The organism is Streptomyces sp. NBC_01451, from assembly GCF_036227485.1.
Classification (GTDB): Bacteria; Actinomycetota; Actinomycetes; order Streptomycetales; family Streptomycetaceae; genus Streptomyces.
This window is the reverse complement of sequence record NZ_CP109479.1, coordinates 9442104-9461424: the sequence shown is the minus strand read 5'-3', so window position 1 is coordinate 9461424 and position 19321 is coordinate 9442104. Positions and strand designations below refer to the sequence as shown.

17 protein-coding genes and 1 pseudogene are annotated in these 19321 nt (G+C 69.9%); 9 read left to right on the top strand and 9 right to left on the bottom strand.

All coding sequences use genetic code 11. From position 1 onward, the window contains the following. Window positions 1-280 precede the first annotated feature (280 nt). The 4 genes from OG595_RS41870 to OG595_RS41855 are packed head-to-tail and all read left to right on the top strand — an operon-like array spanning window position 281 to window position 5076. Entirely contained in the window at window positions 281-1423 is a 1143-nt protein-coding gene (locus OG595_RS41870) for a substrate-binding domain-containing protein (RefSeq protein WP_329281567.1), read from the top strand. Further along, window positions 1408-2931 (top strand): sugar ABC transporter ATP-binding protein, encoded by a 1524-nt coding sequence (locus OG595_RS41865; protein ID WP_329281566.1) that lies wholly within the window; start codon window positions 1408-1410, stop codon window positions 2929-2931. The genes OG595_RS41870 and OG595_RS41865 overlap by 16 nt, the downstream gene beginning before the upstream one ends. A 1-nt stretch (window position 2932) precedes the next feature. Beyond that, a complete protein-coding gene (locus tag OG595_RS41860) occupies window positions 2933-4030 on the top strand; it encodes an ABC transporter permease (RefSeq protein ID WP_329281564.1) in 1098 nt (365 codons plus the stop codon). 2 nt (window positions 4031-4032) lie between these two features. After that, window positions 4033-5076 (top strand): NAD(P)-dependent alcohol dehydrogenase, encoded by a 1044-nt coding sequence (locus tag OG595_RS41855; protein ID WP_329281562.1) that lies wholly within the window; start codon window positions 4033-4035, stop codon window positions 5074-5076. A 122-nt stretch (window positions 5077-5198) separates the two neighbouring features. Here OG595_RS41855 and OG595_RS41850 read toward each other — a convergent pair whose 3' ends face one another. From OG595_RS41850 to OG595_RS41840, 3 genes are read right to left on the bottom strand one after another with little or no spacing between them, the layout of a single operon-like run. Continuing rightward, window positions 5199-6059, bottom strand: coding sequence for a ThuA domain-containing protein (locus tag OG595_RS41850; RefSeq protein WP_329281560.1), 861 nt, complete (start codon window positions 6057-6059; stop codon window positions 5199-5201). Between the two features lie 3 nt (window positions 6060-6062). Next, complete coding sequence (locus tag OG595_RS41845) at window positions 6063-6827, bottom strand: SDR family NAD(P)-dependent oxidoreductase (protein WP_329281558.1); 765 nt, start codon at window positions 6825-6827, stop codon at window positions 6063-6065. 29 nt (window positions 6828-6856) lie between these two features. Further along, complete coding sequence (locus OG595_RS41840; protein ID WP_329281556.1) at window positions 6857-8095, bottom strand: acyl-CoA dehydrogenase family protein; 1239 nt, start codon at window positions 8093-8095, stop codon at window positions 6857-6859. 193 nt (window positions 8096-8288) lie between these two features. Between OG595_RS41840 and OG595_RS41835 the strand changes: the two genes are divergently transcribed. Genes OG595_RS41835 through OG595_RS41820 form a run of 4 tightly spaced genes read left to right on the top strand, consistent with a single transcriptional unit; the run spans window position 8289 to window position 12691 of the window. Further along, window positions 8289-9827 carry an AMP-binding protein gene (locus OG595_RS41835; protein WP_329281555.1) on the top strand — a complete coding sequence of 513 codons (1539 nt, stop codon included), beginning with the start codon at window positions 8289-8291 and terminating at the stop codon, window positions 9825-9827. 42 nt (window positions 9828-9869) lie between these two features. Continuing rightward, a complete protein-coding gene (locus OG595_RS41830) occupies window positions 9870-10475 on the top strand; it encodes a histidine phosphatase family protein (RefSeq protein ID WP_329281553.1) in 606 nt (201 codons plus the stop codon). A 34-nt stretch (window positions 10476-10509) separates the two neighbouring features. Next, the gene (locus tag OG595_RS41825; protein WP_329281551.1) at window positions 10510-11700 is read left to right on the top strand and encodes an acetyl-CoA C-acyltransferase; all 1191 of its coding nucleotides are present in this window, start codon (window positions 10510-10512) and stop codon (window positions 11698-11700) included. A gap of 19 nt (window positions 11701-11719) precedes the next feature. Further along, the gene (locus tag OG595_RS41820; RefSeq protein ID WP_329281548.1) at window positions 11720-12691 is read left to right on the top strand and encodes a PDR/VanB family oxidoreductase; all 972 of its coding nucleotides are present in this window, start codon (window positions 11720-11722) and stop codon (window positions 12689-12691) included. 212 nt (window positions 12692-12903) lie between these two features. Here OG595_RS41820 and OG595_RS41815 read toward each other — a convergent pair whose 3' ends face one another. Next, a complete protein-coding gene (locus tag OG595_RS41815) occupies window positions 12904-13236 on the bottom strand; it encodes a hypothetical protein (RefSeq protein WP_329281546.1) in 333 nt (110 codons plus the stop codon). A gap of 793 nt (window positions 13237-14029) precedes the next feature. Further along, window positions 14030-14380, bottom strand: coding sequence for a winged helix-turn-helix transcriptional regulator (locus OG595_RS41810; protein WP_311715582.1), 351 nt, complete (start codon window positions 14378-14380; stop codon window positions 14030-14032). Window positions 14381-14468: 88 nt separating this feature from the next. Here OG595_RS41810 and OG595_RS41805 point away from each other — a divergent pair, with 88 nt between their 5' ends. Continuing rightward, window positions 14469-14936: an ester cyclase gene (locus OG595_RS41805; RefSeq protein WP_329281544.1), complete on the top strand. Its 468-nt coding sequence runs from the start codon at window positions 14469-14471 to the stop codon at window positions 14934-14936. 611 nt (window positions 14937-15547) lie between these two features. On the opposite strand, the gene OG595_RS41800 is transcribed toward OG595_RS41805, so the two are convergent. The 4 genes and pseudogenes from OG595_RS41800 to OG595_RS41785 form a co-directional block, all read right to left on the bottom strand. After that, window positions 15548-16645, bottom strand: a complete 1098-nt coding sequence (locus OG595_RS41800) for an NmrA family NAD(P)-binding protein (protein ID WP_329281542.1) — start codon at window positions 16643-16645, stop codon at window positions 15548-15550. Between the two features lie 460 nt (window positions 16646-17105). Continuing rightward, entirely contained in the window at window positions 17106-17675 is a 570-nt protein-coding gene (locus tag OG595_RS41795; protein WP_329281540.1) for a TetR/AcrR family transcriptional regulator, read from the bottom strand. Between the two features lie 147 nt (window positions 17676-17822). Then, a complete protein-coding gene (locus OG595_RS41790) occupies window positions 17823-18194 on the bottom strand; it encodes a DUF1330 domain-containing protein (RefSeq protein ID WP_171394760.1) in 372 nt (123 codons plus the stop codon). 234 nt (window positions 18195-18428) lie between these two features. After that, a pseudogene (locus tag OG595_RS41785) lies at window positions 18429-19307 on the bottom strand (alpha/beta fold hydrolase). Window positions 19308-19321: the final 14 nt, after the last annotated feature.

Here is a 19321-nt window from a genome sequence, read left to right as displayed (position 1 = left end):
GTCGGGTCGATGAGGGATCCCACTCCTTCCGAGGTCACCATGCAGTTCGACCGTAAAACCGGAATTTTTCGTGGAGACCCTCTCCCCAAGCCCGCTGGGGCATGTCACACTCCGACCCACTTGAGGCTGTAGTGCCTCATAAGTTTCTCGTCCCGGGACGATCTCTGCCCGTCCCGGCCCAGCCCTGCGGCGTCCCCGCCCGGGGCACCACAGAACCGGTCCGCCTGACCGAGCCGACCGTCTCGGCGGCGCAGGCGACACACCTCGGGAGTACTCAAAGATGAGTTCCAGACCCCGTCGCGCGGTCCGCCGCGCCCTCACCGCGATCGTCCCCGCCGCCTCCCTGCTCGCCCTGGCGGCGTGCGGCGGCGGCACCACTCCCGCCGCCGACTCGGCGCAGGCGGCGGCGTCCGGCTCCCCCGGTCTGTCGGCGGCCCGCGCGGTCCTGGCGAAGTCCTCCGAGCGGCCGGCCACGATCTCCGTCACCCAGCCCGTCGGCAAGGCGATCCCCACGGGCAAGAAGATCGACTTCATCCTCTGCGGCGTCCAGTCCTGCAAGGACCTCGCCGACTTCTTCACCGAGGCCGCCGGGGAACTCGGCTGGCAGGTCAAGCAGGTCGCCACCCAGGGCACCCCGGAGTCCGTCCAGGCCGCCTACGAGCAGGCCCTGCGCGACAAGCCCGACGCCGTCATCGCCTCCGGCTTTCCCCGCGCCGTCTACGCCAAGCAGTTGGCCCAGCTGAAGGCGGCCGGCATCCCCGTCCTCCAGTCCAACGCCGACGACGTGCCGGGCGACGGCATCTCCCTGCTGAAGAACGGGCCGGACGACGTCGGCGCCCAGGGCGAGATGCTCGCCTCATGGGTGGTGGCGAACAGCGGCGCCAAGGCGAACACCGTCTACTTCGACCTTCCGGCCTACACGATCCTCAAGCCCGTCAAGGACGCCTTCGCCGCCAAGTACAAGGAGTGGTGCGACGGTTGCGCGCTGGACAACGTCGACGTGCCGATCACCTCGGTGGGCAAGGACATGCCGGACCGCGTGGTGTCGTACCTCCGGTCGCACCCGAAGGTCACCCATGTCGTGTTCTCCCTCGGTCTGCTCAACGTGGGTGTACCGGCCGCGCTGAAGACCGCCGGCGTCACCGGCAAGCACATCCTCGTCAACGTCGGTGACGCGCAGAACTACCAGTACATCCAGAGCGGTCTCACCGACGGCGCGATGGCACTGAACTCGCACGAGACGGCCTGGCTCCAGGCCGACGCGCTGGCCCGGCACTTCACCGGCCAGTCCATGGAGGTGGACCAGGCGGCGGCGCTGCCCAACATGCTCGTCACCAAGGACAACCTGCCCTCGGCCGACGGCGACTTCCCGATCGTCGAGGACTACCAGGCGCAGTTCAAGGCGCTGTGGGGACTGAGTTGACCGGCCCGGTGCTGCGGGTGGCCGCCCTGTCGAAGAGATTCGGCGGCACCCAGGCCCTGGACGACGTCGACATCGAGGTGGCGCCCGGTGAGATCCACGCCCTGACCGGACCCAACGGCTCGGGCAAGTCCACCCTCATCAAGATCCTCGCCGGGTACCACCACGCGGAGCCGGGTGCGGTGGCCGAACTCGACGGCGAGTCCTTCGACCTCGGCCAGGTCTCCGCATCCCGGCACGACCGGCTCCGCTTCGTCCACCAGGAGCTGGGTCTGGTGGGCGAGTTGAGCGCCATCGACAACCTCGCGCTCAGCCACGGCTTCGCCCGCACGGCCCTCGGCAACATCCGCTGGCCGGAGATGGAACGACGCACGACCGCCCTCGTGGAACGGTTCGGCCTCGGCATCGACGTACGCCGGCCCCTGTCGACCGCGACCCCCGTCCAGCGCACGGTGGTGGCCATCGCCGCCGCGCTCCAGGGCTGGGAGGGCCGCCGCGGGGTCCTGGTACTCGACGAACCCACCGCCGTGCTGCCGCCCGGCGAGGTGACCCGCCTCTTCGACATCGTGCGGGAGGTCCGCGACGCCGGCGCAGCCGTCCTGTACGTCTCGCACCGGATGGACGAGATCTTCGCGCTCGCCGACCGGGTCACCGTGATCCGCGGCGGACGCCGGATCACCACCCGCCCGGTCGCCGAGCTCACTCCGCGCTCGCTGGCGGAGCTGATGGCGGGCGAGGAGACGAGGACCGACCACCGTCCCGCGCCCCCCTCCGGCCACGCCGAGCCCGTGCTGGAGGTGCGCGACCTGTGGGCCGGGCCACTGCGGGGAATCGGCTTCGACCTCGCCAGGGGCGAGCGGTTGGGCATCATCGGCCTGGCCGGCTCCGGCCACGAGATCGTGCCGTACGCGGTGTGCGGGGCCCACACCGGACGGGTGAGCGGCAGGCTGCGCCTGCCGGAACGCTCCGCGCGCTGGACCGACGCGCGGGACGCCGCCGGCCTGGGCCTTCCGCTGGTCCCGGCGGACCGGGCGGGCGAGGGAGTGATCGGCGACTTCTCGGTCGGCGAGAATCTCACCCTGCCGCTCCTGGACCGGCTGCGCGCCCGTTCCGGGCGGCTGCGCCGGCACCGCGAGTCCGCCCTGGCGGAGGACTGGATCCAGCGGGTCGGCGTGCGTACGGCCGGGCGCGGGGCGCGGATCACCACGCTCAGCGGCGGCAACCAGCAGAAGGTGGTCATCGCCCGCTGTCTCGCCCAGCGCCCGCCGGTACTGACGCTGTGCGAACCCACGGCGGGCGTGGACATCGCCACCCGCCTCCAGCTGTACGACCTGATAGAGCGCCAGGCGGACGAGGGCATGGGCGTCATCGTGTCCTCCTCCGACACCCAGGACCTGCTCGCACTGTGCACCCGCGTCCTGGTGGTGCGCGACGGCCGGACCGCACGGGAGATCAGCGGTCGGGACATCACCGAGTCCGCGCTCGTGCACGCCATGGAAGGGACCGAGTGACATGACGTCCATCCCGACCCGGGCGGCGGCGGAGCTTCCGTCGTCCGCACCGGACAGACCCGCGGTGTCCGTACCAAGAGCACTGCGCCGACGGGCGGCAGCCGCCCTGTCGTTCCGGAACATCGGTGCCGTGTACGTGTGGCTGGTCATCGTCGCGCTCTTCTCCGTGTGGGCACCGGACACGTTCCCCACCGCCGTCACGGTCAAGCAGGTACTGAACGGCAACGCCGTGGCAGGCCTGGTGGCACTCAGCGTCGTACCGCCGCTCGCCGCACGCGTCTTCGATCTCTCGATCGCCTTCACCATGTCTCTCACCAGCGTCCTGACGGCCCACTTCATGGTCTCCACCGGGCTCGGGCCCGGCGCGGCCATCGCCCTGGCGATGACCGCCGCACTGCTGATCGGAGTCGTCAACGGCATCGTGGTGGTGGTCCTGCGCGTCGACTCGTTCATCGCCACCCTGGCCACGGGCGCGCTGATCCAGTCCCTGATCACCATGGTCACCAACGACAGCTCGATCACCGGTGTGCAGCTGCTCGCCGAGCCGTTCGCGAGCATCGCCCAGCTCGACGTGGGCGGCATCACCCTGCCGGTGCTCTATCTGCTGCTCGCCGCCCTCACCATCTGGTTCCTGCTGGAACACACGGCCACCGGGCGCCGGTTGTACGCGACCGGTTTCAACGCCGACGCGGCCCGGCTCCAAGGGGTGCGCACCGACCGGCTGCGCTTTCTGACCCTGGTGGCCTCCGCACTGCTCTCCGGTTTCGCCGGCGTCGTCTTCGCCGCCTCGGTCGGATCCGGATCGCCGACCGCCGGCACCCCGTATCTGCTGTCGGCCTACGCCGCCGCGTTCGTCGGAGCGACCCAACTGCGCTCGGGCCGCTTCAACGCCTGGGGCACGGTCCTCGCGGTCCTCCTGCTCGGCACGGGCATCACCGGACTCGGGCTCGCCACCAGCGCGCAGTGGGCCACGAGCCTGTTCACCGGCTCGGTCCTCATCGTGGCGCTGGTCCTCACGGGTGGCCGGATCGCGCTGCCCGCCGTGCTGCGCCGCCGACCGGTGCCCCGGCCGGATATCACTACGAGCAAGGAGGTCTGACGATGAAGGCTGTTCAGTACCGGAGGGTTGGGCACGCCCCCGAGGTCGTGGACGTACCGGTGCCCGAACCCGGCCCGGGCCAGGTGCTGCTGAAGGTGACGGCGGCGGGCCTGTGCCACTCCGATCTCGCGGTGATGGGCTGGCCCGAGGACCAGTTCCCCTACGCCCTGCCGATGACACTCGGTCACGAGGGTGTCGGGACCGTGGCGGCGGTGGGCGCCGGTGTCGGCGGCCTGGCGGAGGGCACGGCGGTGGCGGTGTACGGCCCGTGGGGCTGCGGGCGCTGCCACAAGTGCGCCGAGGGCAAGGAGAACTGCTGTCCGCACGCCGCCGGGCTCGGCATCCTGCCGCCGGGGCTAGGTCGGCCCGGCGCCCTGGCGGAGTACATGCTGGTGGACTCGCCCCGCCATCTGGTGCCGCTGCGCGGAGTAGACCCCGTGCAGGCGGCGCCCCTCACCGACGCCGGCCTGACCCCGTACCACGCGATCCGCAGGTCGCTGCCGAAACTGCTGCCGGGCAGCACGGCGGTGGTGATCGGCGTGGGCGGCCTGGGTCATCTCGCCGTGCAGCTGCTCCGCGCGCTGACCCCGGCCCGGGTCGTCGCCCTCGACGTGAGCAAGGAGAAGCTGGAACTGGCAGCCAGGGTCGGCGCCCACGAGACCCTGCTCTCCGACAATGCGGCGGCGGCACGGATCCGGGAGTTCACCGGCGGCACGGGAGCGGAGGTCGTCCTGGACTTCGTCGGAGCCGAGGCGACCCTGGCCGTGGCCGCCGCGTCGGTGGCGGTGGAGGGCGATGTCACCGTCGTCGGCCTCGGCGGAGGCACCGTGGCCGTCGGCTTCGGCGGCGGGCTGCCGTTCGAGGTGTCGGCCTCCTTCCCCTACTGGGGCAGCCGGACGGAGCTCATGGAGGTCCTGGAGCTCGCGCGGCAGGGACTCGTGTCCTCCCACGTCGAGACCTTCACCCTGGAACAGGCACCCGAGGCGTACGAGCGCCTGCACGCCGGGGACATCAACGGCCGCGCGGTGGTGCTGCCGCACGGTTGAGCGCGGCACGCGGACCCAGCGACCATCTCGCCCCCGAACCCCCGCTCCTCAAACGCCGGAGAGGCTGGATATCCAGCCCGTCCGGGAGTCCCCCTCTGGGGGAGTTTGAGGACGAGGCCCCTTCAGGGCCGAAGCGGGGGTCTGGGGGCGGCAGCCCCCAGTGGGGGTCCCCCCTCTGGGGGAGGAACGGGTAGGGGCGGCGGGGGCGAGAACCCGCCTGCCGCCACCGTCCGCTCCACGCACCGCCGCAGCACCGTCAGGAACTCCGGCGTCCGCCACGGCCCCACGTCCACGCGCCCGGTGTCGCCGACGCCGAGGTCCTGCATGTCGTAACGGCCCCGGCAGTGGCCGAGGGTGAAGTAGCAGACCTCACCGAGTCCGTGCCGCTTGAGGTACAGCACCGGTCGGGGCGCGCTGTCGAGAGCCGCCGTGTCGCCCTCGGCGAAGCCTCGGCACGGCCCCGTGTACTCGGCGTGCAGCAGTACTTCCAGCTCGCCGTGCAGCTCGCACACGTACAGCTCGTCGGTGACCGTGAACGGTTCGATCCCGGCGACCAGCGGGTGGTCGGGCCGGGTCACCAGCACCTCGTACGGCTCGATCGGCGGGTGGGCGACGAACTGGCTGCCCAGCACCTGAGCCAGCTCCCCGAGGAGCCGTGGAGTCGTGAACATCCGCGGCCCGTCACTGGCCGACGGCTCGATCACGGAGTTGCTGCCGTGCAGGGCGAGCCAGCGTCCGCCCCGCTCGACGAACCGGGCCAGGGCGGCCCGCTGCGCCGGGCGGGGCCGGACGTCGCAGGTGTAGGTGACCAACAGGTCGGCCCGGTCGAGGGCGGCCAGGCAGTCGTAGTCCTGGTACACCGTGGTACGCACCCGTGGATGCTCGCCGAGCAGCTCCAGCAGGCGCAGCCGCGCGTGGTCGAAGTCGTGCCAGCGTCCGCCGCAGACGAGCACGGCGTCCGTGCGGCCGGCCGGGCCCGCCACGGCTCAGTACTGGACGCGGGTGAGCAGCCCGCCGTCCACCACGAGGTTGACCCCCACGACGAAGGAGCCGGTCCGCCCGAGCAGGAACGCCACCGCCGAGGCGACGTCCTCCGCGGTGCCGTAGCGGCCGATCGGCAGCTTGGCGAGGACCTCCTCGTACACCTCCGGGCGGCTGGTGCGGATGGTCTCCCAGGCGCCGCCGGGGAAGTCGATCGGGCCGGGCGAGACGGTGTTGACGCGGATGCCCTTGGGCGCGAGGGAGTGCGCAAGGGCCGAGGCGTGCTGGACGACGGCCGCCTTGAGCGCGGAGTACGAGTTCGCGCCGGCCGGGCGCGCGGTGTCGGAGGCGTTGGTGGTGCCGATGGCCACGACGGCGGCCCGGTCGGAGGCCTCCAGGTGGGGAAGGGCCGCCTCGACGAGTCCGGCGAACGGGATCAGGTCGCCGCGCAGGCTGGCTTCCCACGACTCGGGGCCCTTCACGTTGCCCGCCGACACGTTGGACACCAGCAGGTCGAGCCCGCCGAGTTCACCGGCCGCCCGCTCCACGAAGCCCGCCAGCGCGGCCGGGGCGGTGACGTCGACCGCTTCCGCGAAGACGGTGGCTCCCTCGCCGCGCAGTTCGGCGGCAGCCTTCGCCAGCCCTTCCTCGCCCCGGGCGCACAGGGCCAGTGCGCAGCCCTCGGCCGCCAGTGTTCCGGCGATCGCCCGGCCGATGCCCCGGCTCGCACCGGTCACCAGCGCCTTCGCGCCTGTCAGTCCCAGATCCATCGATGTCACTCCTTTGTGAGCAGAGTCTTCTAGCTGCCGGGAAGCTGTGAGAAGGGCGCCCGGTCCACCCGCGGTTCCGGCGGCAGTTTCAGCACGCGTTCGCCGATCAGGTTGCGCTGGATCTGGTCGGTGCCGCCGGCCAGCCGGTAGCCGGGGGCGCCCAGCAGATGCCGGGTCCAGGCGAAGGTGCCGGGTTCCCCGGTGTCGGCGCTGATCCGCGCCCCCATCAGCTCGGCGGCGGCCTGTCCCGTGCGGGTGAGCAGGTCGGAGGCCATGAGTTTGGTCAACGACGCCTCAGGACCCGGCCGGCCGCCGGCGGCGCTCGTCCTGGCGACGCGGTCGACGGTGGCCGCGCGCAGGGCGGCGCGTACGTACAGGTCGGCGAGGCGCTGGCGGACCAGCGGGTCTCCGGTGCGGCCGAGGGAGCGGGCGAGTGCCAGCACGTCCGTGAAGGTGCCGCCCTTGCGGCGGTTGCCGCTTCCGGACGCGGTGCGTTCGAAGGCGAGGGTGGTGGTGGCGACCTCCCAGCCCTGGCCCGGGCGCCCGATCCGAAGGCGGTCCGGGACGCGTACACCGCTGAGGAACACCTCGTTGAAGGAGGCGCCGCCGCTCATCTGGCGGATGGGGCGCACCTCCACTCCGGGGGCGTCCATCGGGACCAGGAAGGCGGTGATTCCGGCCTGTTTGACGACGTCCGGGTCGGTACGGGCGAGGAGCAGGCCGTAGTCGGCGAACTGGGCGCCCGAGGTCCACACCTTCTGGCCGTCGATCACCCACTCCTCACCCTCCCGCCGGGCTCGGGTGCGCACGGCCGCGAGGTCGGATCCGGCACCGGGCTCGCTGAAGAGCTGGCAGGCCAGCCGGTCGGTGCGCAGGAACGCACGGGCGTGCTCGTGGAGCTGCTCGTCCGTCCCGAACAGGGAGACGGCCATCCCGACCAGCCGCACGGTGACGCTGATCAGCTCGGTGGACGGCGGCACCTCGAAGGCGGACTCCTCCTGCGCGAAGACGGCCGCGTGGGCGGCGGTCAGGCCCGCGCCGCCCTTGTCCGCGGGGAGGGTCAGCGCCTGGTAGCCGGCGTCGAAGCGGGCCCGGTGGTAGGCGCGGCAGCGCTCCAGCAGCCGGCGTTCCTCGTCCTCGGGAAGGTTGTGGAACACGGCGAGGTCGGCGGCCTCTCCCGCGGACTCCGGCGCCCGCGCCGGTTCGAGCACGGTGGCCAGCCACTGCCGGACCTGTGTGCGCCATGCTTCCGGATCGGGCTGGGACATGGCTCCTCCTCAGCTACTTACCAGATGCCAGATTCAGTAACGGGGAGCGGAAATGCGCGCTCGCCCCGCTGAAACATGCGGGAATGCCTCCGCCTGAGACCAGAGTGTTCCGTACTTTCTTGATAAACGCTACAGTCTCAGCATCTCCTCTCCCCTCGAATCGGGAGAGGCCTCAGGAGCCGCCGGAGGAGCCATGTCGCTGCTGCCACTCGACCGTCGCGCCCAGGAGACACCCGACGAGCCCGCCCTGGCGGACGACCGGGGTGTGCTGTCCTGGTCCGCCCTCGCCGACCAGGTGGCACGGGCGGCGGTCCGGCTGCTGGAGTTCGCGCCCGGTCCCGACGACCGGGTCGCCGTCCTGGGCGACAACGCGATCCCGACGCTGGTGGCCCATCTGGCGGGCCTGCGCGCCGGAGTGGGGACCGTGGCCACGTCCCGGAACCTCACGTCGGGCGAGCTGGTCGACCAGATCATCGACGCGGGCGTGACCGGGATCATCGCCGGACCCGTCGGCGCGGGCACCGCCCTCGACGCGGCCCGGGAACTGGGCCTGCCGGTCGTGACGCACGGGGCCCCGGAGGCCGGGCACGCCTTCGCCTGGGACCTGTGGCTGGCCTCCGCGCCCGCCGGGCGCACCCTTCCGGCGGACCGGCCCGCCCGGCCCCCGCTCGTCTACACCTCGGGAACCACCGGACGGGCCCGCGGCACCGAGGTGCGCTGGGTCGGCGGCCCGGTCACCGACAGTGCGGCCTACCTCGCCGCGATGTCCGCCCGGCCCGGGTTCCCGCCGGGACCGCACCTGGTGTGCGGCCCCCTGCAGCACAACGCGCCGCTGACCTCGCTGCGGCATCTGGCGGCCGGTCAGCCGGTGGTCGTGCTCGGCAGCTACGACGCGGAGACGTTCCTCAGCCGGGTGCAGAGCTGGCAGGTCTCCTCCACGGTGATGGTGCCCACCCACTTCCAACGGCTGCTCGCCCTCCCGGACGAGGTCCGCGCCAGGTACGACGTCTCCAGCCTGCGGCAGGTCTCCCACACCGGCTCCGCGTGTCCGCCGGACGTGAAGCGAGCCATGATCGACTGGTTCGGTCCGGTACTGACCGAGTCGTACGGCGCCAGCGAGGCGGGCACCGTGGCCCGCATCGACAGCGACGAGTGGCTGGCGCACCCCGGCTCGGTGGGTCGCGTCCGGCCCCCGTTCGAGGTCCTGGTCACCGACGACGACGGCCGTGGACTGCCGCCCGGTGAAAGCGGGTTGCTGGCTTTCCGGGCACCCGACGACCACGGCGTCCGTTACCACGCGGACCCGGACAAGACCAAGGCCGCCTACCTCTCCCCCGGCGTCTTCACGCTCGGCGACATCGGCCATGTCGACGCCGACGGCTATATCTTCATCACCGACCGGGCCGCGGACGTCGTCGTCTCCGGCGGAGTGAACCTGTACCCGGCCGAGAGCGAGGCGGTGCTGCGGCAGCACCCGGCGGTCGTCGAGATCGCGGTGATCGGCGTGCCCGACCCGGACTTCGGCGAGGCGCTGCGGGCACTGGTCGTGGTATCGGGGGACGAGCCACCGTCCGAGGAGCTGGACCGGTTCTGCCGAGAGCGCCTCACCGCCTACAAGTGCCCGAAGTCGTACGAGTTCGTTCCCGAGCTCCTGCGCAACGCGATGGGAAAGCTCGACAAGCGCGCGATGCGCCGCCCCTACTGGAGCTCGGAACGGACCATCGCCGGCTGAGCCGCCCCTCCCGCCCTCTCCCCTGTGCACGAAGGATCGTCCATGACCGAACTCCTCCTCATCCGGCACGGCCTCCCCATGGCAGGCGTGTTCGACCCGGGACTGTCGCCGGAAGGCACCGCTCAGGCCGAACGTCTCGCCGCCTGGCTCGTGCACGAGGGCATCGACGCCCTCTACTCCAGTCCGTTCCGACGTGCCCGCGAGACGGCGGCGCCCCTGGAGCGCCTCACCGGCATGACCGCCACCGTCCTCGACGACCTGCGCGAGTGGGACACGGACGTGTCCCAGCCCTACACACCACCGGAGCAGATCGGCGGGGCCGACCCGCGGGCGGCGGCACTCGCCGAGGGACGCTACGAGGACTTCGTGCCCGACCTCGACTGGGACGCCTTTCGCGCACGTGCCGTGCGGGCCATGGACACCATCCTCGACGCCTGTCCCGGAGGGCGGGTCGCGGTCGTGTGCCACGGCGGCATCACCAACACCTATCTGGCGACAGTGCTCGGCCTGCCCACGATGTTCTGGTTCCACCCCGGTTACACGTCCGTCAGCCGGGTCCGGCGCATGCCCGGCGGCCGGATCGTTCTCCACTCGGTGAACGAGACGGCCCACATGATCGCCGAACGCGCCGTCGCGCCGGTCGCCTGAATTCCGGTCCACACCCACCCAGGAGGTCCCGGCCATGCCCGGATCCGTCATCGTCGCCGGAAGCCGGACGCCCATCGGCAAACTGATGGGCGCCCTGAGCACCCTGTCCGCGGTCGACCTCGGCGCCCATGCCATCGGTGCGGCCCTGGCCGCCGCCCACCTGGACCCGACGGCCGTGGAAGCCGTCGTCATGGGGCATGTCGTGCAGGCCGGGACCGGCCCCAACTCGGCACGCCAGGCCGCGATCCGGGCCGGCATTCCGTTCTCCGTCCCCGCGAGCACCGTCAACAAGCTCTGTCTTTCCGGGCTGCACGCCATCGCCCTGGCCGACCTCATGATCACCTCCGGGCGCCACGAGGTGGTCGTCGCGGGCGGCATGGAGTCCATGTCGGGCGCCCCGCACCTGCTGCGCGGATCACGCACCGGGTGGAAGTACGGCGCGGCCGCGGTGGAGGACGCCCTCGACCGCGACGCCCTCGTCTGCGCCTTCGACGGGGTCCCCATGGGCGCGGCCACCGAGCGCTACCAGCAGCCGTTCGCCCTGACCCGGGAGGAACAGGACGAGTACAGCGCGCTGTCCCACCAACGGGCCGCCCACGCCCAGCAGTCGGGCGCGCTGTCGGAGGAGATCGCCTCCGTCACCGTGGCCGGCCGCCGGGGCGGGACGGTGGTCGACACCGACGAGGGCGTACGGCCGGGGAGCACCGCCGAGAGCCTGGGGCGTCTGAAACCGGCCTTCTCCGGCGCGGGCACCATCACCGCCGGCAACTCGTCACAGCTCTCCGACGGCGCCGCGGCCGTCGTCGTGATGAGCGCGGAGCGCGCCCGGCGCGAGGGCCTGACCCCGCTCGCCGAGATCGGCGCTTACGGCACGGTCGCCGGCCCCGACCCCTCGCTGCTCGTCCAGCCGGCCGGCGCGGTCCGCGACGCGCTGTCCCGGGACGGTCGGTTCAAGGCCGCCGACCTGGACCTGTTCGAGATCAACGAGGCGTTCGCCGGAGTGGCCCTGACTTCCGTGCGGGAACTGGACGTCCCCCTGGACAGGGTGAACGTCAACGGCGGAGCGATCGCGCTCGGGCACCCGGTCGGCATGACCGGAGCCCGGCTGGTGCTGACTCTCGCGGCCGAACTGCGGCGGCGCGGAGGCGGCACCGGCGCTGCGGCCCTGTGCGGGGGCGGCGGTCAGGGCGACGCGCTGTTGCTGCACGTACCGACGCAGGCCTGAATCCCGGAGCTGAACCACCATGAACGACCAGTTGTCCCCGGCCCCGACGGCCCTCACGGTGACCGCCCGCACCCTCGCCGCGGACGGCGTCGTCTCCCTCACCCTGCGCCGCCCCGACGGCGGAGCGCTCCCCACCTGGACTCCGGGCGCCCACATCGACGTACTCATGGAGGGCGGAGACAGCGATCTGATCCGTCAGTACTCCCTCTGCGGAGACCCCGCCGAGCGCGAGACCTGGCAGATCGCCGTACTGCGCGAGCCGCGGAGCCGCGGGGGCTCGGCGTACGTCCACGACCTGCTGTGCGAGGGCGCCACCGTGCGGGTCCGCGGACCACGGAACAACTTCCCGCTGCGGCCCGCCGCACGCCATCTGTTCATCGCCGGGGGCGTCGGGATCACGCCCATTCTTCCCATGGTCGAGGCCGCCGAGGCAGCCGGGGCGGACTGGCGTCTGCTGTACGGCGGTCGCACCCGGACCTCGATGGCGTTCCTGGACCGCCTCGCCCGGTACGGCGACCGTGTCCTGGTCCGGCCGCAGGACGAGTACGGCCTCCTCGACCTCACCGCCCACCTCGGTGTGCCCGAGGAGGACACCCTGGTGCACGCCTGCGGTCCCGAACCCCTGCTACAGGCGGTGCAGGAGCGGTGCGCGGCCTGGCCCCCGGGCACGCTGGGCGTGGAGCGGTTCACCCCGGCCCCGGCCGCCGGGTCCGACGCCCCGGCCGAGGCGTTCGAGGTGGAGCTCGCCCGTTCCGGGCTCACCCTCACCGTGCCGGCGGACCGCTCGGTTCTCGAAACCCTGGAGGAGGCCGGAATCCCGGTCGACTTCTCCTGCCGGGAGGGCACGTGCGGCACCTGCGAGACCGACGTACTCGACGGCAGGCCCGACCACCGCGACTCACTGCTGACCGAGGACGAGCGGGCCGCCGGCGACACCATGCTCATCTGCGTCTCCCGCTCGTGCGGACCTCGCCTGGTCCTCGACCTGTGACGGCGATCGCCTCCGGCCTCTTTCCCTCACCGGCCGCAGCGGTCCCTGCCCGGCGGGCACGGGAGATCCGGCTCGCCAGGACGGTCTCGTCGACCGGAGGGACACGTCGGTCACCCCCGGTGCGGGCTGCGGGGATCGCCGACGAGCGCGTCGATCTCGGCGCACCAGTGCGCGCACATCCGCGCCGTCGCCGCCGGGGAAGCACGCATGTGTCAGCGAACGCTTCGCGGCGGCGCCCAGCTGTTCGGTCGGCCACCGTAGGGCATTGGCCATGAGCGCGTACTCCTGGGCAAGGTCGGTTTGGCACATCTCCGGTCGTCGGCGCCGATCACGAGCGATACGCCGCTTTCGTACAGGATGCGCCAGGCGTCGACGTACCCGGTCCGGAAGACCAGTCCGCCGAGTGCGTACGCGGTGGGCGCGAAGGGCATCGGTGTACAGCCGGCCCGGAGACGGCGCAGAACGTCCGGGTCGTCAACGCCCATCCAACCGTGGTCGATGCAGACGAGACCCAGGGCGAGCGCGACCGTGACGTCCTCGATCACATCGGCGTGGCCGGTGAACCGGTAGCCCTCGGCCCGGGCCCGCTAGGAGGCCTGCGCCAGGGCCTCGAACGGGACGGTGCGGTAGTCGCCGTCATTGCCGCACCCGAAGCCGTAGCCGAGGATCGGCACGCCTTTCTCTCGCAGGGCGGCGGTCCGTGGAGGTTCTTTCGGCCCGCCCGGGAACCCTTCAGCTTCGCGAGGATGTGGTCCTTGACCGTGGTCGGTTCGTAGAACTGCTTCTCTCCCTCGGCGACGAAGGTCGGAAGCAGCGCGACGCCGACGTCCGCGTCCCCGTCGTGGAAGAACGCGGACGGCGCGCGATGTTTGATGGTTCCGTGCACCACAGCCGACTTGACCCGGTGCAGCGTGGACTGAATCGTTCCGGCTCACCGAAGCCACCACCGGGAAGGGCGTGATGCCTCTGAGGTGAACGAGTCCTCAGAACGGCGGGGAGATATCTGGCCGCCACCGGGGATTACAAATGGCCGTTGACACCCACCGGAGTGTGCTCTTTCACGGAATCGCGAGCAGAGCCATTTTCAGAGAGCCCCATTGGCTGTGTCACTTCTCCCGTTTCGACCTGAGTTCGGGAGTCATCTGGCGCGCGCTTTCATGATCATTGTCGATGGGAATCGATGTCACTGTGCCGCTGCGTCAGCGCTCGTCAGCGGGCCCGGATTCTCCAAGCCGCGTCAGCCAGTTGCCCTTTATGCCCGAAATGTTCTGTCAGGCGCTGTTTCGGTCGCCTTGATCACTCTTTTACGCTCGGGGCTGGGCAGTCGGCGGGCCCTGGTTACCGATCTTCGATAGGGAACGCGCCAGTGCGGGGAAGGTCTTGTTCGGCCCAGGCGCCCATGGTGGCCAGCACGACCTCGAGTCGTGCGCCTGCCGGGGTGAGTTCGTACTCCACGCGGGGCGGGATCTCCGGATAGGCCGTGCGGGTGACCAGCCCTAGGAGTACGAATCGTCGCAGCCGTGAGGACAGGGTCTTGGGGCTGATGCCCGGAAGTCCGGCGCGCAGCTCGGTGAAGCGTTTCGGGCCGGTCAGCAACTCCCTCACGATCAGCGTCGCCCAGGGGCCGTCCAGCACGGTCAGGAACCGGGCGATCGGACATTCCGGCAAAGGGTGATCCAGCTCACTCATGCTCTCCCCATTAGTTCATTTGAGGGAACTGATTCCCTCAGGGAACCATAGCCGGAGCAGCCCGCACCCCCACTCCTTGGAGAACCTCATGACCGCGATCACTACGGCCAACACCGCGAGCGAGATGGTGCGCTCGGCCACGACCACCGCGTTGCGGGTCGCCGCGCGCAACCTTGAGCTCTACGACACCGGCAACGTCGCAGGCGCGGACGAGGTGTTCGCCCCCGACGTGATCGACCACAACCCCGCTGACGGCGCCGCCTCGGGCATCGACGGCATGCGAGTGCTGATCGCCGCGGTCCGCGACGGATTCACCGGCACGCAGCACCGGATCCTGTTCCAGCAGGAGCTTCCCGCCGGCTGGGTGGTCCTCCACTGGCGGATGACCGGGACCCACACCGGAGACGCCTTCGGCTTCGCCGCCAGCGGCAACCCGGTCGACATCACCGGCACCGACATCGTCCACGTTGTCGACGGCAAGATCACCGAGATCTACCACGTCGAAGAACTGCTCAAGCTCACCCAACAGATCAGCACCGGCACGCAGCCGGCCTGAAGATCGAGACCTTCTCGGACCACGCCTGCCCCCGAGCCCTGATTCGGCACCCGCCGCCTCGACGCGGCGCACTCGCTCCAGGGGCCAGTCCGGGAAAGGCACGCCGGCGGCCATGAGTGGGTGGGGCGGCGGGCCATCGGCACCGCCGGAGCCGCCGCCCCTGACCGGGGGACGGGCTCAGCCGGCCGCGGCGCGTTCGGCCTGCGCCTTGGTGTGGGCGAGGCGGTAGGACTCCGCCCCGGTCTGGACGATCGCACCGTGAAGGTCCGCCGGTCGACGATGCCCGTGCTGCGTCGCCTCGCCGCACCTCGTGGACCGCAGTGCCGGACGCTCGCCGGCTCGGTCCCGCCGCCACGGCCGTCACCGCTGCCCAGCTCCGGCAGGCCGCTTCACGAATGCCATCCGCGACACCGGGATCGGCGAGTACGGGGCTTTCCCGAACCTGACCCCAGCACCGTCACCACGTACGCGCACGACCTGCGCTGACACGGCCGTCGCTGTCGGACGAACCGCCGCGGAGCCGTACGCTCCCCGGCAGCAACTCCCGGCGAAGATCACGAACATTCAACTCATCGCTCAGCATCTACCGAGCCGCCATACCGCTCACCCGTTTACAACTTGCCCGTCCTCATATCGGCACTGCTCTTGAGGATCGCAGAGTCGAGGCTCCAGTTCTCCGGTTGGACCCTCTCCCAGAGACTGCCTTTACCGAGTTCCCTTCCCACCTGGTCCTCCCGGCGGAACCACTCCTCAGCACTCCTGATCCTGTTGGGGTGGATTTCGTCGAGCAGAGCGTAATCCCGGGTGATGATTCCGTGCTTCCACGTATTCCAGAAGCCCGTGAAATTGTCCCGGAAGCTCATGGTGCTTTTGTCGTTGGGATCGGCGTTGTAACCAGCAGGCTGATCAGCAATTCCCTTCACGTCCGGCGCGTTCCAATAAGTGTCCAGATCAGTGTCGATGTACTGCGCCGGATGCCCGGTGACCTTCTCGAACGCCGCAGCCATGTCGGCATATGCCATGTGCTCGATGGCGACTTCAAGGTCCATGCCATTCGCGCGCTCCGGATGATCGAAGAGCCAGCGCACGTAAAAGCCGCAGTCTTCCAGTGCCACGTGAGGAACGGCTCCCTCGCCGAGAGGGACTCGCCACGTGACGACACCGTTTTCAACGCTGGGCGTCATGGGCGTGAGCGGTGAGATCACCATCTCAATGTAGGGACCTGACGTGAAGACCGCTGCCCCCATCCGATCCCTGTTCTTTTCATTTTGAAACAGCACCCATTCGGCCATGCGGCCTTTACCGTCATAATGCCCGGTGCGGAACCTCGAGTCGTAGCCGGACTTCTTGAGGGTGTAGTCGAGATTTCCGTAGACGAAGAACTTGATTCCTTCTTCAATCGCTATCTCGTAACTGCGGATCGCCCAGTAGGTCTCCGTTTTCTCACCGGTGTTGAATCCGTCGATGTTGATGAATACGCCGTCACAGCCTCGAAACCCTTCCCGCAGCACGTCCTCGTCGGCGAACGACCCCTCGAGGAGGGAGACGTTGCCGAGCGCGAGGAGCGCCTGGGCTCGAGGGGAGCTGGAATCGCGCGTGAGAACCCGGACGGAGTATTTCTTGTCGGCGACAAGAGAGCGGACGATGGGCATTCCTTGAGCCCCCGTACCGCCGATCACGAAGATATTGGAGGTGGTGTGAGAAGACATGGCGTTCGACTCCCGAGGTTGAGTACGCACGTGATCAGTACGCGAAGGACGCGGTGCGTTCGAGACTGCTCTGCATCAGCCCGGCGATCGAGAACCCCTCTGGAAAACCGATCGGTTTCCAACACGTTACACCGATCGGTTTCCGTACGGCAAGGTCTCAGGCAGTGGCACCTCGACGACCTCACGATCCCGGGCACGGAAGGCGCCCATCACGGTCGGCCAGGACAGATGCAGGTGCCAGGCAGCCTGGATGACCGGAGACCCGGCAACCCTGCACCGGCGCCCGGCCGTCGTCCGCAACCCCGGAAGACACGCGTCGGCCGGCACCGGACTCTTCGCAACGGGTTGAACCTGTGCGGCCGGAGCCCTGCGCCTTCCTCCCGTTGAGCCGGGAGGGAGGTTTGTCGACGCTCCATCGCAACGCGCATCCGTCTGCCCGGGGAGCTCCAAAGGCGATGCGTCAGCGCATGCCTGCCGCATCGAGCAGGAAGGCCGCCATGGGCGCGACGAGCCCCGTCAGCTTGTCGGCGCCGATCCCCGCACGGGCGCTGGCGCCATCGAAGACCACCATCAGCTGCCGGGCCAGACGTCCCGGATCGCTCACCCCGCCCTGTTCGGCCTCGGCACGGAAAAAGGCCATCAGGTTCCCCTTGACCCGGTGGGCCACCCGGCTGGCGGGGTGGCGCTGATCCCTCAGGCCGATCTGCACAGCCAGGTACCCACAGCCCCGGAATTCCGGCGCCCCCGCCTGCGACTCCAACTGCTCGAAGACATGCAGGATCCGCCCCCGGGCGGAAAGCCCGTCTCCTGCCTCAGGCAGGAGACGGGCGGCGTAGGAAGCGGCTCGCCGCTCCAGGCCCGCCGCCAGCAGGTCGCCCTTGCTCTCGAACAGCTGGTACACCGAGCGCTTGGACACCCCCGCCGCCTTGCACAACGCCTCGACGCTGATAGTGACGCCGTCGCGGTAGGCGAGCGTGGCCGCTGCCTCCAGCAGCCGCTCTCGGGACGTCGGATTCGCCTGTTCAGTCATGATGTGAGGCTTACTCGGCTTTCCGTAATCTGGCGGTCCATGGCTTCGGCCGGGCGCTGGTTGAACAGACTGCGCGGGGCCATGACGCGCCAGCCGACGATTCGTCGGCTGGCTCATCCGGCTTCGGCTCCGTGGGGATGCGGGCTTTTAGGGTTTGAGTACCGCCAGTACATCGTCGAGTGAGACATTGGCGGGGTCGCTCATATCGACACCATCGAACGTCTGCCAGACATAGGACGCCGCCCCGCTCTCCCGCAGCGGATGCAAGTCGGCCAGGGCTGGATCGTCCCGGAAGCTGATGAACGCCTCTTCGGACTCCCATTCAACGAGAAACAGGACCTGCCGCGGCGCGATGTCACCGGCTACGCTGTCTCGGAAACGACCGAACGCCACCATTCGACCACCATACTGCGGAGCCGCCTCGGGCAAACGACTGAAATACGCGAGGTACTTCTCCAAGTCGACCACGTCAAACATGTTCAGGGCGTAAAACTTCTTCTTCTGCGAATTCGCACTCATTGTTAATTCTCCCTCCGGTTTCATGAATTTGTGTTCGCTTCTCTAGGCGAGCGGGTCACTGGCAGCAGGACGCCGGCATTGTTGATGATGGCGCTGACGAAGGCCGCGATTTATGACATCTGAGAGACTGGCTGGCAGAATGAACATCCAGTGCCCGAGTGAAGACTGAGGTCGGGGGAATCTGAGTAGTGTTTCTTTTGTTCGGGTAATCTGCCCGATGGACGCTCGTGGACCTCACGCCACCGAGTTCAACAGTTCGGCCAGGACATCGGGCCTTTCCAGCGCGATGAAGTGCCCCGCTCCCGGCACCTGTGTGAAGTCGGCGGCCGGCAGCAGGTTCTTGTTCGCCTGCCGGTCCGAGGGTCGGGACCAGTCCTTCTCCCCGTAGACGAGGTGAACGGGCGCCTTGACCTCGGGGTAGCGCGAGCGGGCGGCGATGAGGCTGGGCAGGGCCTGGTACACGGCCCGGGCGACAGTCGGGTAGCCGGGGCGGCCGCCCACCTGGAGGAGTTCGTCGAGGTAGTCCTCCCGCAGCGCGGTCCTGTCGACCACCCCGCCCTGCAGGATCTTGCTGAGGGCGGGCTTGGGCTCCACCCCGGCGATCACCGGACCTACCCCTGGGGCGAGGACACCGGTGACGACCACGCGGGCGAGGAGGCTCGACCGGGCGATTCCGCCGGGGAAGTCGTAGGTGTTCACCGCGACGACGCGTCGTACCCGCTGCGGCAGATCGGCCGCTGTGGTCAGGGCGAGCACCGCGCCCATGGACTCCCCGACCAGGGTGACGTCGTGGAGGTCGAGTTCGGTCAGGAGCCTTTTGACGCCTGCGCGCATGGCCGGCTCGTCGTACGAGGCCCCGGGCACGATCTCGGACTAGCCCATCCCCGGCAGGTCGAGGGCGTACACGGTGTAGTGGTCCGCGATCGGCGGGATGAGGTGGCGGAAGTGCTCGGCCTGGGTGCGCACGGTGTGCAGCAGGACCAGGGAGGCGCCGGTGCCCGCCTTGAGGTAGCGCAGCGTTCCCTCGCGGCCGACGGATCCCGCACGCGGGGCGATGGTGTGGCTGGTGGTCCCCGGAATGTGGATCGTGGGACGTGACTCGTGGCTGGGCATCTCGCCGGCTCCTT